The organism is Halostagnicola sp. A-GB9-2, assembly GCF_030068615.1.
Taxonomy (GTDB): Archaea; Halobacteriota; Halobacteria; order Halobacteriales; family Natrialbaceae; genus Halostagnicola.
Map to the genome: position 1 here is coordinate 1 of NZ_JASJOC010000006.1, position 14,043 is coordinate 14,043.

The 14,043-nt window shown below is 59.3% G+C and carries 15 protein-coding genes; 10 read left to right on the forward strand and 5 right to left on the reverse strand.

The genetic code is table 11. The features are described 5' to 3' along the window. Positions 1 to 131: 131 nt before the first annotated feature. Complete coding sequence (locus QNM96_RS14735) at positions 132 to 368, reverse strand: DUF5816 domain-containing protein (RefSeq protein WP_283837286.1); 237 nt, start codon at positions 366 to 368, stop codon at positions 132 to 134. A 136-nt stretch (positions 369 to 504) separates the two neighbouring features. Here QNM96_RS14735 and QNM96_RS14740 point away from each other — a divergent pair, with 136 nt between their 5' ends. Together QNM96_RS14740 and QNM96_RS14745 are read left to right on the forward strand one after the other, a co-directional pair. Next, entirely contained in the window at positions 505 to 1,866 is a 1,362-nt protein-coding gene (locus QNM96_RS14740; RefSeq protein WP_283837287.1) for a 5'-nucleotidase C-terminal domain-containing protein, read from the forward strand. Between the two features lie 34 nt (positions 1,867 to 1,900). Continuing rightward, entirely contained in the window at positions 1,901 to 2,311 is a 411-nt protein-coding gene (locus QNM96_RS14745) for a universal stress protein (protein WP_283837288.1), read from the forward strand. Between the two features lie 20 nt (positions 2,312 to 2,331). On the opposite strand, the gene QNM96_RS14750 is transcribed toward QNM96_RS14745, so the two are convergent. After that, positions 2,332 to 2,790, reverse strand: a complete 459-nt coding sequence (locus QNM96_RS14750) for a universal stress protein (protein ID WP_283837290.1) — start codon at positions 2,788 to 2,790, stop codon at positions 2,332 to 2,334. A 56-nt stretch (positions 2,791 to 2,846) separates the two neighbouring features. After that, complete coding sequence (locus QNM96_RS14755; RefSeq protein WP_283837291.1) at positions 2,847 to 3,854, reverse strand: mechanosensitive ion channel family protein; 1,008 nt, start codon at positions 3,852 to 3,854, stop codon at positions 2,847 to 2,849. Between the two features lie 126 nt (positions 3,855 to 3,980). On the opposite strand from QNM96_RS14755, the gene QNM96_RS14760 reads away from it, so the two are divergent. The 8 genes from QNM96_RS14760 to QNM96_RS14795 all read left to right on the forward strand — a co-directional run bounded on the left by QNM96_RS14760 (position 3,981) and on the right by QNM96_RS14795 (position 12,505). Then, positions 3,981 to 5,042, forward strand: a complete 1,062-nt coding sequence (locus QNM96_RS14760) for a TrmB family transcriptional regulator (RefSeq protein WP_283837292.1) — start codon at positions 3,981 to 3,983, stop codon at positions 5,040 to 5,042. An 87-nt stretch (positions 5,043 to 5,129) separates the two neighbouring features. Next, complete coding sequence (locus QNM96_RS14765) at positions 5,130 to 5,252, forward strand: hypothetical protein (RefSeq protein WP_283837293.1); 123 nt, start codon at positions 5,130 to 5,132, stop codon at positions 5,250 to 5,252. Between the two features lie 108 nt (positions 5,253 to 5,360). Further along, entirely contained in the window at positions 5,361 to 6,836 is a 1,476-nt protein-coding gene (locus QNM96_RS14770; protein WP_283837294.1) for an extracellular solute-binding protein, read from the forward strand. Next, positions 6,826 to 7,869, forward strand: coding sequence for a sugar ABC transporter permease (locus QNM96_RS14775; RefSeq protein WP_283837295.1), 1,044 nt, complete (start codon positions 6,826 to 6,828; stop codon positions 7,867 to 7,869). The genes QNM96_RS14770 and QNM96_RS14775 overlap by 11 nt, the downstream gene beginning before the upstream one ends. After that, positions 7,869 to 8,951, forward strand: coding sequence for a carbohydrate ABC transporter permease (locus QNM96_RS14780; RefSeq protein ID WP_283837296.1), 1,083 nt, complete (start codon positions 7,869 to 7,871; stop codon positions 8,949 to 8,951). Before QNM96_RS14775 ends, QNM96_RS14780 begins: the two co-directional genes overlap by 1 nt. A gap of 9 nt (positions 8,952 to 8,960) precedes the next feature. After that, positions 8,961 to 10,148: an ABC transporter ATP-binding protein gene (locus QNM96_RS14785; protein ID WP_283837297.1), complete on the forward strand. Its 1,188-nt coding sequence runs from the start codon at positions 8,961 to 8,963 to the stop codon at positions 10,146 to 10,148. Positions 10,149 to 10,402: 254 nt separating this feature from the next. Continuing rightward, positions 10,403 to 11,473 carry a Gfo/Idh/MocA family oxidoreductase gene (locus QNM96_RS14790; RefSeq protein ID WP_283837300.1) on the forward strand — a complete coding sequence of 357 codons (1,071 nt, stop codon included), beginning with the start codon at positions 10,403 to 10,405 and terminating at the stop codon, positions 11,471 to 11,473. A gap of 66 nt (positions 11,474 to 11,539) precedes the next feature. Further along, on the forward strand, positions 11,540 to 12,505 hold the full coding sequence (locus QNM96_RS14795) for a sugar phosphate isomerase/epimerase (RefSeq protein ID WP_283837301.1): 966 nt from the start codon (positions 11,540 to 11,542) through the stop codon (positions 12,503 to 12,505). Positions 12,506 to 12,671: 166 nt separating this feature from the next. Here QNM96_RS14795 and QNM96_RS14800 read toward each other — a convergent pair whose 3' ends face one another. Both QNM96_RS14800 and QNM96_RS14805 read right to left on the reverse strand, forming a co-directional pair. Further along, a complete protein-coding gene (locus QNM96_RS14800) occupies positions 12,672 to 12,986 on the reverse strand; it encodes a HalOD1 output domain-containing protein (protein WP_283837302.1) in 315 nt (104 codons plus the stop codon). A 92-nt stretch (positions 12,987 to 13,078) separates the two neighbouring features. After that, a complete protein-coding gene (locus QNM96_RS14805; protein ID WP_283837303.1) occupies positions 13,079 to 13,963 on the reverse strand; it encodes a phosphatase PAP2 family protein in 885 nt (294 codons plus the stop codon). Positions 13,964 to 14,043: the final 80 nt, after the last annotated feature.

The following is a 14,043-nucleotide window of genomic DNA, read 5'->3' on the forward strand; positions in this document are numbered from 1 at the left end:
TGACATCCTGCGTCACGTCGTTTACATTCATAACGAGGAGACGGTCCCTACATAAGGCCGTCGAACGAATCGTCCTCCGAAAACCGGTACCATGCGACCCCCTTCCAATGGGCACGCCATAGTGTGAGCAGTTACTCGTGAGCCGCGTCCCACTCGGTCGGCTTCCGGAAATTTCCACACTGGTTGCACTTGATCCGGCCCATCGAGTCCATCGCGTTGTCGATGCTCTCGCAGTTCGCACAGAACCAACCGTATCGCTGGTTGCAGTCTCGAGACTCGTAGGCGACGAGAAACGGCGCTTTAGAACCCGTATCGCCCTCGGACTCGGAGATGTAGACCGTCCCGTCGTCCGTGGATTTCGTTTGCATAACGCACCGTTGGTGGGCTCGAAATAAATGCGTGTCTTTCCCACGAATTCTCCTCGCGTGTGTCCGTGTGCGCGTTGGGATAATCCTGCAGGAGAGACCGACGGAATCAAGCTACCGGTGACGTAATTTCCGGCGAATGTCTCTCCACCTGGTACAGTACTCCGACATCGAAAACGCCTGTGATTACCCCGAACAGATCGGGCGGCTCGCACGAGCGATCAGAACGCGATCCGACGACGGAACACTGGTCATCGGAACGGGAGATAACACGTCTCCCGGCGTCTTGCCGCTGATGACCGAGGGCCGACAGGCGCTCGAGTTTTACGATGCGGTCGAACCGGACGTCGAAACCTTCGGCAATCACGACTTCGACTACGGCTACGAGGCGACTCTCGAGATCGTTCGGAATTCGCCACAGCAATGGGTGAGCGCGAACGTGATCCGGAACGGCGACACGTTCGGCGCGGAGGCAGGGGTCAAACCGTGGACGACGGTAGAGCGAAACGGAACGACCGTCGGAATCACCGGTGTCACGACCCAGCGAACCGGGTCGTTGAACCCGATGGCGACGGGGTTGGGGTTTCGTGATCCGATCGATGCCGCGGACGAAGCTGTAGCTGAGCTCCGCGCTGCGGGTGCCGAGATCGTCGTAATCTGTTCGCACCTCGGCGGGGCCGACGGTGACCTCGCGCATGCGGTCGACGCCGACGTTATTCTGGGCGGCCACGTTCCGAGCACGCGACTCGAGCGGATCAAGGGAACGCTGCTAACCCGACCCGGCGACGGTGGAAGCGCGATCGTCGACGTAACAATCGAGAGCGAGCCGGATTCGAGGATCGTCCGGACGGACGGGTACGAACCCGCGCCAGACGTCGTCGAGGCGTTTCGAGAACTCGAGGTCTCGGCGGGACTGAACGACGTTGTCGCGACGGTCGATGACCCGATCGAACGGACCGAATCGACGCTGTTCGGTGGCGAAAGTCGTGTGGGGAACTTCGTTGCCGATGCCTATCGGTGGGAGACGGGTGCCGACGTCGCCGTCCAAAACAGCGGCGGAATCCGCTCTGGAGCCTCACTCGAGGGCGAAGTAACTGCGTCGGACCTCATTAGCCTGATTCCGTTCGACGAACCGATTGCAATCGCAGAACTCACCGGAGAGCAACTAGCTGCGGTGTTCGACGACGCAGCGGGCCTCGACCTCGGATTTGCTGAACCCGGCTGGTGGCACGCACACGTAAGCGGGATCTCGCTCGAGTGGGAACGAGAGAACCACGGGGTGACGATTCAGCGGGTAAATGGTGAACCGTTCGATAGCGACGCAATGTACGAACTAGCAACATCGAACTACCTCTTTCATACGGACGACGAGTTCCCGGCGCTTGGGGCCGCTGATCGAACGGAAACGACCGAATCCACTCAGTACGAAGTATTACTCGAGTATGCACGCGAATGTGGAATCGATCCGTCAGTCGACGACCGGGTCCGACCGCGATACTAAACGTTTACCAGCGCGGGGAGTGTTCGAGTGGATGATGACGCTGGTCGTGGTCCCCGTTCGGTACCCACTAACAACACACTCTAAACGAACGCTCGAGCAGGCTATCAATGTCGCGCGCGAGCGCGAAGGAGCGCTGACTGTCTTGCACGTCAACCTATATCAGAACGGAAAGAGCGTAACTCGAACCGAACTAAAAGACGCCGTCGAAGAGCACTTCGGACAACTCAAGAACGTTCGGTACATCGTTCGCACCGGGTTCTTGGTTGAGGAAAGCATTCTCGAGGAAATTGCAGCGGAAGAAGCGGATGTCGCGGTCATCGGAACCAAACAGGTGAGTCGGTTGCGACGGATATTCAGGCGATTTACGGATAACCCGAATATCGATCATTACCTGCGTTCGCACCTCGATTGCGAGGTGATCACCGTGGATAAATCACTGAGTTGAGCGACGGAGACTCGGGGATGTCACTGGCCCGATTCGCGGTCGGTGGATCCTGCGTTACGAACGACGAGAACGGGAGTCGACGCGTTATCGACGACCCGCTCCGAGACGCTCCCTAACGAAGTCACTTTCTCCCGAGGACTTTTTCCGCGGGTTCCGATCACGATGAGGTCGATCCCCTGCTCGTTCGCGTACTCGAGGATCGCCTTTGAGGGAGTTCCGCGTCGGACGGATCCGACCGTGTTGAGGTCCCGCTCGCGCGCCGTAGCTTCGACCGCGTCGACGGCGCGCATTCCCTCGGACTCGAGTGACTCCTCGAGATCCGCCTTCGTCTCGTCGGCGGCCGCAGTCGTAATTCGACTGTCGACGACGTAGAGTCCGTGAACCGTTGCGTCGTTGTCTACTGCGATCGAAACGGCATGCGAGAGAGTTTCCGGAACGGTATCGCTGGCGTCCGTCGGAACGAGAATGTCGTCGTACATCTATCGATCTACCGTGGGATTTGAACGCTGTCCCCATAAAATGACCTCAGGGGGGGTTACGGTCCGGGCGCATCGGGGTTGCCGTCACCGGTCTGAAACTCCGTTCGCGGCGCTCGTTCCTGCACGTGCTGGTCCTCGATGGTCGTTCGGGCGACACCGCTCGTCTCGTCGAAGACGTGATGGGTGTGCGGGTAGGCGAACTCGACGTCGTTTTTCGCGAACCGGCGTCGGATCTCGGCCTGGACGTCCGAGCGGGCGACCGTCTGCTTGTAGGGATGTTCGATCCAGAACCGGACCTGTAAGTTCACGCCGTGATCGCCGTACTCGATAATATCGCAGATGGGCGCCGCACCGTACCGTGCGCTCCCGATTCGAATGTCAGGGCCGCCCGAAATGACGGTATCGACGCTTCGAGCCGCCCGTTGAGCATGGCGTCGAGCGGCTTCGAGGTCGCTTTCGTAGGTGACGTCGAACGCGACGGAGACTCGCGTTCGCTCGTCTTCTGCCGAATAGTTGACGACGTCCCGGCGGTGAATCTCGGAGTTTGGTATCACGAGAAAGGTATTATCGAGCGTGAATATCTTCGTGTATCTGATGGTGATGTCCTCCACGAAGCCTTTGTGGCCTTCGTCGGTGACTTCGATCATGTCACCGATCTCGAAGGGGCGGTCCGAGAGGATGAAGATACCATTGATGAAGCTGCTGATCAGGGGTGCGAGGACGACACCGACGATTGCGGAGATGACGGCGACCGAAAAGAAAATCTCGCCGCCACCGACGCCGAAGATGCTCGCCACGACTGCGAACGTGAACAGGAGAACGCTGACGCGCACGCCCCTGAGAATCGTCCGGGTGACGCTCGGCCGTTCGATCTGTCTGGCGACGGTCCGTCCGGTGAGTCTCACGACGAGCTTCGAGAGATACCAACCGGCGACGAGGACGAGACACGCGAGGAGAATCTCGAAGCCGGCGTCGACGAGCCGTTCTGAATCCCAGTCCGAAAGGAGACCGTAGGATTCTTCGGCCACAGCGAGCTCACCGGCCCTCAGCCAGTCTTCGCGCATAAAAACACACTCTTGTTGCCGGTGGTTAAGCGTTCTGACGGACTCGCCGATGACAACCGAATTTCGAAAACGAGTGTTACTCAATCCATAATAAATCATTTATCCTTCGAGAGCATACGGTGTCACATGTCACAGGACGAGCTTCGCTCGACCGTCGAGCGTGTCGGGGACCGATTCAACCTCGGCGAATACGAAATCGATGCCTATCTGACGGTCCTAGAGCAGGGCCAGCTCACGGCGAGTGAAATCGCGGATCGGACCGATATTCCCCAGCCGCGAGTGTACGACACCGTCCGAAGTCTCAGCGACCGTGGGCTGGTCGAGTTGCGAGAATCTCGCCCGATGAAAGTCGTCGCCATCGATCCCGAGGAGGCCTTCGAGAACGTCCAGAGCTCCCTCGAACAGATGATCGACGAACTCGAATCCCGGTATACGGCACCCGCTCGAGATACAGAGGCCGTCTCGCTCGTCAAGTCTCGGTCGACAATTCTGCGCTACCTCGAGGAGGTGATCGATGCGGCCGAGTACGAGCTTGCACTCTCGCTGACTCCCGATCTGTTGACTCGTTTCGAGGACGAACTGAAGGCGGCCGTCGACGACGACGTGAGTGTCGATCTGATCGTCACCCCCGCCTCAGAGGCGCCCGAACCCGACGAGTTCGATTACCTGGAAGTTGCGACGACCGCACGTGCCCGAAGAGGAATCACGACGCCAGTCGTCGCCGTCGCGGACGGAAACTATTCGATCTACGCAACGCAGGATGCCCTCCGCGACGACCAGGATCGGTATGGAGTCATTTTCAACCGGTCCGCACTGGGCTTTCTCGTCTCGGGCTTTTTCGGAACCGTGCTCTGGACCACCGCTGAACGGACGCTGGGCGAAAACGGAAAGGGGCGACCCTATCCCCGCCGATACGCGTCGATTCGGCGCTGTGTGAAAGACGTGATCGACGAAGGCGGAGAGTTCTACGCGACAATCGAAGGACGGGACGTCGCCGTTGGCGGTTCGCGCGTCGTGCAGGGACTCGTCACCGACGTTTCCTTCGAAGTTTCCGAAGAGGTCGCCTCGCTAACCCTCGAGACGAACGACGGCGACCTGACCGTCGGCGGTCGCGTGGCAGCACTCGAGGATATCGAGGCACACGAGATCCGGATCGGCCGACACAAGCCACCGGCGCTCGACGAATAGATCATCGGACATCCACGCTCTGTACATCCCGACTGAGCATTCACGCTCTGTACATCCCGACTGAGTATGGACTCGCATCCGCGCTCAATGAGTGTTTTACTGGCGAAACTCGATATTGATGAGAAGGAGACGACGCTACTCGTTTGTTTGGCTCAGTCACTCGAGAAAGTGATCGGTGACGAGAACGGATCGTCGATGAACGACGGCTGAGTCGACTTGTAAGCTCGTCTTAGACGCGTACAGAATCGAGAGATTCAGTTTTTATTACAACGATTCTAGCGAAGAATTATATTGGAGAGTGCACTCTAGTTGGAAGAGATGGCCCCGAAGGCAAGCGACGAACGTTCCCGGCGAAGGGTTTCCCGGCGGATATTCGTCAAAGCGGCGTCGGTGTCGGCGGCGACGACTGGCGTCGCCGTCGCCGGCTGTCTGGGTCGGGCGCGCCAAGAAGGTACGGTCGTGATGTCCGGCGATACGGACTTCGAGGACATCATGCACGCTGACGGCGACGAGCCGTCGGTTCAGCAGGCGCTCTGGGATGCCGGGCTCGACGAAGACATTACCGTCGAGGTGCAGGCGAGCGTCGACGATTCCGCACAGCGGATGCAGTCATACCAGTCCGCGTTGCAGGCCGGGCGATCCCCGCCGGACATCTTTATGATGGACAGCGGGTGGACGATCCCGTTTATTCTCCGGGAGCAAACGACGCCTCTCGAGGAAGAACTCTCGCCTGAGATCATAGAGCGGGTCGAAAACGAGTATCTCGAGGCGGCACTCGAGACGGCTCGCAACCCGGAAACCGACAGGCTCCACGCGATCCCGTTGTTCCCGGACTTCGGTACGGTGCTCTACCGGCAGGATCTGATCGAAGACGCGGGATACGAGACGGACGAGTGGGGGACCGAGCCGCCGACCTGGCAGGAGTTCTCCGAAGTGACGGGCGATGCACTCGAGGAGAGCGGTGTTGATTTCGGGTTCACGACGCAGGCGGCGGCCTACGAGGGACTCGCTTGCTGTACGTTTACCGAGGTGATGTCCACCTGGGGCGGCGGATACTTTGGCGGGACCGAGAACCTGTTCGTCGCGGGTGATCGCCCGATTACCGTCGACTCGGAACCGGTTCTCGATGCGATTCGGATGATGCGGACGTTCATCCACGGGCCAGACGACGAGCACGCGCTCGAGGGGTATCAGCAGATCTGTCCCTCGGCTATCGTTCAATGGTCCGAAGAAGAATCGCTGAGCCCGTTCGCGAACGGGAACGCGGTCGCCCACCGCAACTGGCCCTTCGCGATCGCACAGACCGGCGCAGAGGACGCTTTCGGCGAAGACCTCGGTGTGATGCCGATGCCGTACGCGGTCAGCGAAGACGAGTCGGAGTTCGAGGGTGTCGGCGGAACGGCCGCCGGACTCGGCGGCTGGCACCTCACTCTCAATCCCAACACCGATCGAGTCGACGAGGCGGCGCAGGTTCTGGAGGCGTTCACTCAGGAGGAAGTGATGCTCACCATCTTCGAACTCCAGGGCTTTCTCCCGCCGATTCTCGAGCTGATCGAGGAGGCGGATCCGGACGAAATCGGCCCCGTCGCACGATACACCGACCAGATACAAATCGCCGGGGAGAACGCCGTTCCACGACCCGTTACCGACATCTGGCCCGAACAATCCGCGCTGATATTCCAGGAGGTAAACGCCGCCTATCGTGGTGCAAAGTCGCCGGAGGGTGCGATGTCAGATCTCATGGACCGACTCGAGGCGAGCGAAGCAGGCGTGGAGGAACAGAATGTCGACTGACACCGATTCCGATCGAGAGTTGCTGGTCGGCGGAGACGGCGAGTCAGAACAGGACCGAACCGGTAACGTGATCACCAACTGGATGGAGGGGCTGAGCGAGGCGGCGTACGCCTACCTGCTTTTGCTTCCGGCGTTCGCGCTCTTGGCGTTTATCGCCTTCTATCCGCTGTTGATGACGTTCGTGATGTCCCTGCGGGAGGACCAAACGAGGGGTGCGGAGCCGTTAGGCGGGTTCGTCGGAATCGACAACTACGCCGACATCCTCACCGGAAACGCGCGACTCGCTCGCCAGTTTCTCGACGTATCGGTCTCGACCTCGTTCCCGTTTATCGACCTCGGCGTTCCGTTTTTGCAACAGGCGCTGTTCGTCACGCTCGCCTTCGCCGTTGTCAGCGTCTTCCTCGAGACAATCATCGGCTTCGGGCAGGCGTACGTACTGGATCAAGACTTTCGTGGACGGCGGTGGGTTCGCGTCGCGATCATCCTCCCGTGGGCCGTTCCGATCGTTATCCAGGGGATGATCTTCTTCCTGCTCTTTCAACCTACGGTCGGCTTCGGCAGCGACCTCATGCAGTGGCTCGGAATCTTCGGGCCCGACCCGCTCGCGGATAGTCAGGACTCGTTTATCATCATCCTCATCGCGGATATCTGGAAATCCTCTGCGTTCATGGCGTTGCTTATTCTCGCCGGACTCCAGAGCATCGATCGGAGCCTGTATAACGTCGCCCAGGTTGCCGGAGCGTCACCGTGGCAACGGTTCAAACTGATCACGCTCCCGCTGGTGTTGCCCGCCTTGCTGGTCGCGATGTTGTTCCGAACGATGGACGCCATGCGGGTGTACGGACTCATCGAATCGACCGCTGGTTGTACGACCGTTCCGTCGTTGACGTGTCTTGTCGTCGAAGCGATGTTTGGCGGGACTCGCATCTACGCGACGGCCGCGGCCGTTGCGTTCGCGACAGCGCTCGTGATCGGCCTGATCATCTCGGCGTACGTCTTTTTCTTCCGGGATACCGAGGGAGGTGTCTACTAATGACCGGTGATCGAAACCACGCCGAAGACGACGGCGGATCGGCTACGGAACGAACCGGTGATGAAGCCGTTAATCGGGACACTACCCTCGAGAAAGGGACCGAAGCCGGGGCCGAACTCTCGGCAACTCGAGCGGCCGACGGCGGAACGACCGTCGGCGAAACCGACGACGCGGAGCTCCGGCGAGGGTTCTTCCAGCAGTGGGTGGCCGACTCGATCTCGAATCCGGCCCGGGTGTACCGGTCGATGTTCTACGTCGCGACGATCTTCTTCCTGTTGACGACGCTCTTTCCGTTCTACTGGCTCCTGATGGTGGCGCTGACCCCCGAAGGGCAACAACAGGATATCATCCTGACGCCGAACGGATTCAATCCCGGGGCGTTCGTCGAGGTCTTCGAAGTGATTCCGTTCCACTGGTACATGTTCAACAGCTTCGTGATTGCGACGGCGTCGACCATCATCGTCCTCGTCATCGCGAGCCTCGCGGGCTACGCCTTCGGCCGACTCGAGTTCCCGGGAAAAGTTCCCCTGTTGTTGCTCGTGTTGGTGATTTCCTTTTTCCCGCCGGCGGCGTTTTTCATCCCGTTGAACGACCTGTTCAACACGCCCGTCGGAATCCTCGAGCCGATCACCGGCGATGGAACGCTGTACAACACGCCCGGGGCGATGGTCATGCCGCTGTCGGCGATCTTCATGCCGCTGGCGATCTTCATCCTGACGACGTTCTACTCGCAGATCCCCGAGGGACTCGAGGACGCCGCCCGTGTCGAGGGCACCACGCGGCTGGGAGCGCTCTTCCGGGTCATCATCCCGCTGTCGGCACCCGGCGTCGCCACGGCGGGCGTGTTGACCTTCATCGCCGTCTACAACGAGTTCTTCTTCTCGTTTCTGATGACAGACGGCCAGCCCGAGAACTGGGCCCCGATTCTCGAGGGGATCCTCGGTTACCAGGGGCAGTACGAAGTGATGTACCACCTCATGGCCGCCGCGAGCATCATCGGGGTCATCCCCGTCGCGATCCTCGTAATCGTGGCCCAGGAAAAGATCGTCAGCGGACTCACCGCGGGCGCACTCAAGGAATAATCACAAACTATGGCACGAGTACGACTCGAACACGTCACGAAACGCTACGAAGATATCACCGCGGTCGACGACGTCAGTCTCGACATCGAGGACGGAGAGTTCCTCTGTCTCGTCGGGCCCTCGGGCTGCGGGAAATCGACCACGATGGAGACCGTCGCCGGGCTCACGAAGCCGAGCGACGGAACCATCTACATTGGCGAGCACGAGGTCACGAACCTCGCGCCGAAAGACCGGGGCGTCGCGATGGTCTTCCAGAACATCGCGTTGTTCCCCCACATGAACGTCTTCGAAAACATTTCGTTCGGACTTCGACTGCGAACCTACGACGACGAGGAGATCGAGCGACGCGTCACGCAGGCCACCGATATCGTGCAGTTAGAAGGGATGCTCGAACGAATGCCCGACGAGTTATCCGGCGGGCAACGACAGCGGGTGGCGATCGCCAGGGCGATCGTGAGGAATCCGGGCGTGTTCCTGATGGACGAACCGCTCGCGAACCTCGACGCGAAACTTCGCGTCCACATGCGGACCGAACTCCAGCGACTTCATCGCGAGTTACAGACGACGGTTATCTACGTCACGCACGACCAGGCCGAGGCGATGACGATGGCCGATCGCATCGCGGTGCTCGACGCCGGAAAGCTCCAGCAGGTCGACCCGCCGCTAATCTGCTACAACAAGCCCGATAACCTGTTCGTTGCCGGTTTCATCGGCTCGCCGTCGATGAACTTCGTGGAGGGCGAAGTCGTCGAAAACGGACTAAAAACCCCGAATTTCCTCGTCGAATTCGATCCGACTCGAGTCCCCGACGTTTCCGTCGGACAAGCGGTGACACTCGGGATCCGCCCCGAGGATGTCCACCTCGCTGAGTTCACCGAATCGGTGACACAGCCGACGGACTCCATTCCCGCTCGAACGGACGTTATCGAACCGATGGGTGACGAGGTGTTCGTCTACCTGTTGCTCTCGGAGGCCGTCGAAGGTGGGATGGAACGGGACCCTGCGTCTTCGCCGGATCAACTTCTGATGAGCGTGACTTCCGACACCGAGATCACCGACGATCAGCCAATCGACGTCGTGTTCGACGGGACGAAGGTGCACCTCTTCGATACCGAGACGGGGACGGCACTCACGCACGGTATCACAGAACTCGGCGGGACGGACGACGGGGCGACGATGACCGAGGCGGACGGGTGACCCGTTTTCGCCCGTTCGGACGCCACCGGTGAAGCGAAGGGAGACCCAGACGGACTGCTGTCAGGCATTTCCGGCGCAACCGCGACCCGTTTCCTGCGGTTGCACCGATAAATCGTGACAGCGGACCGTATCATTCGTTGCAAATCGCCGACGGACCAAAGACCACCGAGTGCGTACCGGTCGGTACTGTTGGCTCCACATCGGAACGCTCCCGATCATCGCCGGCGAAACCGAACTCGGATTGATCAGCACCAATGACTCCAGACCGAACTGATATTAAAACGGGAATCGTCGGACTCGGAAACATTGGCCAGTATCACGCCGAGCGGCTCCTCGAGCTCGGCGTTCCGCTAGTCGGCGGCATGGACGTCGCCCCCGAAGCGCGGAAACGATTCACGCGGCGGTACGATGTCGACGTCTACGAGGACCACCAGGAGCTATACGAGGCCGTCGACGCGATTATCATCACGACGCCGAACAAGTTCCACGAACAGTACGCCGTGAGCGCCTTCGAAGACGACCTTCACGTTCTTCTCGAGAAACCGCTGGCCCATACCCTCGAGAGCGCAGAACGGATCGCCGACGCAGCCACACAGTCGTCGGGGATCACCATGGTCGGATTCAACAACCGGTTCGCAAATACCGTCCAGATCGTCAAAAACCGGATCGAACGAGGCGACCTGGGAACCGTCACACACCTCGAGGCGAACTACGTTCGGAGGCGAGGGATTCCCGGACGCGGTTCGTGGTTTACTCGGCGGGCGATCGCTGGTGGCGGCGCACTTATCGATTTGGGCGTTCATGCAATCGACCTCGCCCTGTACCTACTCGGGTACCCAACCGTCCTCGAAGTGTCCGGCGTCACGCGCGGCGAGTTCGGTCCGCGGGAGGAGTATGCGTACCTCGAGATGTGGGGAAGCGACTCGGGGCCCGGCGAGTTCGATGTCGACGACTCCGCGAGCGCCTTCGTCCGCTGTGAACAGAACCGGACGATTTCTCTCGAGGTGGCCTGGGCGACGAACCGGCCCGAAAACCACGAGTTCGTCGTCCGCGGAACGAACGCAGCCGCGAAATTCGACCTCCTCGAGAACGACCTGACCTTCCACTCGGCGAGTACGATCGGTCCGGATCACCTCGAGAACACGTCGATAGAAACGCGTCAGAACGATACCCACACGGACGAACAGCAGACGTTTTTCGACGCTATCGTCACCGAGATCGACCTCGAAGACAGCGTCGAGCAGGGGCTCGACGTCCAGAGAATTATCGATGCGATCTACCGCTCGAGCGAGGAGGAGCAAACGATCTCGGTTTCGGACCGATAGCGATTTGGCGTCGGTTTTCCAACAGACGCCCCCGTCTTATTTCGCCGCTGGCGTAAAACGCCCCCCATGGAGATCGGTCTTCACACTCCGCCGCTGGCAAACGAGTCGCTCGAGGGCGCACTCGCGTACTGCAACGAACAGGGCGTCACGGCGATCGAACCCGGTGTCGGCGGATTTCCAGGACAGGATCATCTGCCACGAACCGAATACCTTGACGACGCCGACGCGCAGGCCGACCTCGAAGACGTTCTCGATACCTACGAGACACGGATCAGTGCACTCGCCGTGCACAACAATCCGCTTCATCCGGACGAACAGCGAGCGGATCGAGCTTCGACCGAGCTTCGGGAGGCGATACAACTCGCGGCCCAACTCGACGTTTCCACCGTCACCTGCTTTTCGGGGCTCCCCGCTGGCGGGCCGAACGACGACGTACCGAACTGGATTACGGCACCGTGGCCCACAGAACACGCCGACGCGCTCGAGTACCAGTGGGGTCGAGCCCTCGAGTACTGGAACGAACTCGCGGCGTTTGCGGCCGATCACGGTGTTGACGTCGGGATCGAAATGCATCCAAACATGCTCGTGTACGAACCGCACGGATTGCTTCGATTGCGCGAGGCGACCAACGAGCGGATCGGAGCCAACTTCGATCCCTCTCATCTCTACTGGCAGGGAATTTCGATTACGGACGCGATTCGGTTACTCGGTGAGGACGATGCGATCAAACACGTCCACGCCAAGGACACGAGAATCTACGAGCCGCAGGCTCGAGAGAAAGGCGTTCTCGATACGACCGCCTACGACGACGAGGCGAATCGATCGTGGCTCTTTCGATCCGTCGGCTACGGCCACGACGAAACCCATTGGAAGGACATCGTCTCGACCTTGCGAATGGTCGGCTACGACGACGTTCTAAGCATCGAGCACGAAGACTCGCTCACGAGTTCTCGAGAGGGACTCGAAAAGGCAATCGAATTCCTCGAGCGGGTCCGCTTCGGAACGGATCCAGAAGATGCTTACTGGACGTAATTAGGGCCGTACGCGACGGCAGCCGAGATAGATGGAATTTCGTGGAATGTGTGTCGTTGCGCTGAGTGCTATCTCCGTTTCGTAAATTCAGTATCGTCGCTGAATCCTTGCTGTCGAACTCCGCTGGCGGTGGCGGGTGGTGTCGTCGATATCCTTCGTTGCGACCTCATTTTCCGATCGAGTTAACCGTATCATCGGACGGACTCGCCTCCGAAACGTCGACCCGACCACCGTCGTAGACGTCGACTTCGTATCCTTCGTACGTGAACGTAACCCGAATGTCGGAGTCGTTCCCCTCCGGCGGATGTTCGTCGAACAGTAAATCCAGTGCTTCGGGATCGATCACGGAATACAGTGGATCGTACGCGGGCGGTCGCAACTCCACGACATCGACACCTTCGGCGTTCGCTACGGCTTCGATGATCGCCCGGGTTGGAGGGATCCCTCGATCGGCCGTCGAAGTGTCTCTTGGAGTGACCATATCCTATGGTAACTGTTGACAAGGCATAAGTTTGCTGGTTAATTCCACCGGATCAGGCTATCGTCTACATATTCCCAGAGAGAACCCGTCGGTTACTCTCGGTCACCTTCGAACCGTGTTTGGGCGTCTTTAAATTTCGTACTGAAGAAGACCCTCGCAGTCCTCACGAGCCCCTCGACGGTATAATTACGGCCAATATAGACACTAACGAGGGCGAGAAACGTTCCGGCGATCACGTCTGAAAACCAGTGAATACCGAGATACATCGTCGAGAGTGCAACACTACCGGCGAGAACGCCCGAAAGAGGGACCCACAACGGATACTTCTCTCTGGTATGTACCGCGAGGAAAAATACCGTCATTGCCATCGATGTATGAAGCGAGGGAAACACGTTCGTGTTGTGATTTATCGAGTGCGTGAGAAATCCCGATTCAGGGAACGCCGTATAAAGAAGCCCATCAAATAGCGTTGGGTCGACGTTTCGAGGGCCGTATGCGATAAACACGAAATAACACAGCAGGCCGATTCCGTAGTTGGCGGTGTATGCGAGTATGAGCGTCGAAAGGTCGTCCATCTCACGGAGAGCGAAATACGCGACGAACGGAAACGCGAGCAAGAACGCGTAGCCGTATATATAGACGAACACGAAATACGACGTCAATTCGTCCATCTGGATCGACTGCAAGAAGACAACGGGCGTTTCGCCGAAAAGCGCTCGGTCGATCCCGAAGAGATAATCCGTGATAGCAACACCAGTTACCTGTGTCGAAATCGTCTGAGCGACGTCCTGCGTCGCCCATCTGAGGAACAGCACGCAGAGTAACACAGTCGTTGGAAGCGCGATCCCCTCGAGTCGCCATCGGAAGTCCCGAACTGCCCGAACGAGTTGACGAGGGCCAACGATGACGAGCGTCGCCGTAACGAGCATAGCCAGGACGGCGAGGCCGATCTCGAGAACGACGCTAGCGAAGACCATATTGTGAGAGTACAAACTGCAGGCCACTAATACAAACCGGTTGGGAAACGACGAGTCCCGAGACTACTCTGTAACTGTCA

Bases quoted from the DNA above. Each gene is read 5' to 3' on its own strand.
- QNM96_RS14735 (WP_283837286.1), bottom strand. From the start codon at position 368: ATGCAAACGAAATCCACGGACGACGGGACGGTCTACATCTCCGAGTCC.
- QNM96_RS14740 (WP_283837287.1), top strand. From the start codon at position 505: ATGTCTCTCCACCTGGTACAGTACTCCGACATCGAAAACGCCTGTGAT.
- QNM96_RS14745 (WP_283837288.1), top strand. From the start codon at position 1,901: ATGACGCTGGTCGTGGTCCCCGTTCGGTACCCACTAACAACACACTCT.
- QNM96_RS14750 (WP_283837290.1), bottom strand. From the start codon at position 2,790: ATGTACGACGACATTCTCGTTCCGACGGACGCCAGCGATACCGTTCCG.
- QNM96_RS14755 (WP_283837291.1), bottom strand. From the start codon at position 3,854: ATGCGCGAAGACTGGCTGAGGGCCGGTGAGCTCGCTGTGGCCGAAGAA.
- QNM96_RS14760 (WP_283837292.1), top strand. From the start codon at position 3,981: ATGTCACAGGACGAGCTTCGCTCGACCGTCGAGCGTGTCGGGGACCGA.
- QNM96_RS14765 (WP_283837293.1), top strand. From the start codon at position 5,130: ATGAGTGTTTTACTGGCGAAACTCGATATTGATGAGAAGGAGACGACG.
- QNM96_RS14770 (WP_283837294.1), top strand. From the start codon at position 5,361: ATGGCCCCGAAGGCAAGCGACGAACGTTCCCGGCGAAGGGTTTCCCGG.
- QNM96_RS14775 (WP_283837295.1), top strand. From the start codon at position 6,826: ATGTCGACTGACACCGATTCCGATCGAGAGTTGCTGGTCGGCGGAGAC.
- QNM96_RS14780 (WP_283837296.1), top strand. From the start codon at position 7,869: ATGACCGGTGATCGAAACCACGCCGAAGACGACGGCGGATCGGCTACG.
- QNM96_RS14785 (WP_283837297.1), top strand. From the start codon at position 8,961: ATGGCACGAGTACGACTCGAACACGTCACGAAACGCTACGAAGATATC.
- QNM96_RS14790 (WP_283837300.1), top strand. From the start codon at position 10,403: ATGACTCCAGACCGAACTGATATTAAAACGGGAATCGTCGGACTCGGA.
- QNM96_RS14795 (WP_283837301.1), top strand. From the start codon at position 11,540: ATGGAGATCGGTCTTCACACTCCGCCGCTGGCAAACGAGTCGCTCGAG.
- QNM96_RS14800 (WP_283837302.1), bottom strand. From the start codon at position 12,986: ATGGTCACTCCAAGAGACACTTCGACGGCCGATCGAGGGATCCCTCCA.
- QNM96_RS14805 (WP_283837303.1), bottom strand. From the start codon at position 13,963: ATGGTCTTCGCTAGCGTCGTTCTCGAGATCGGCCTCGCCGTCCTGGCT.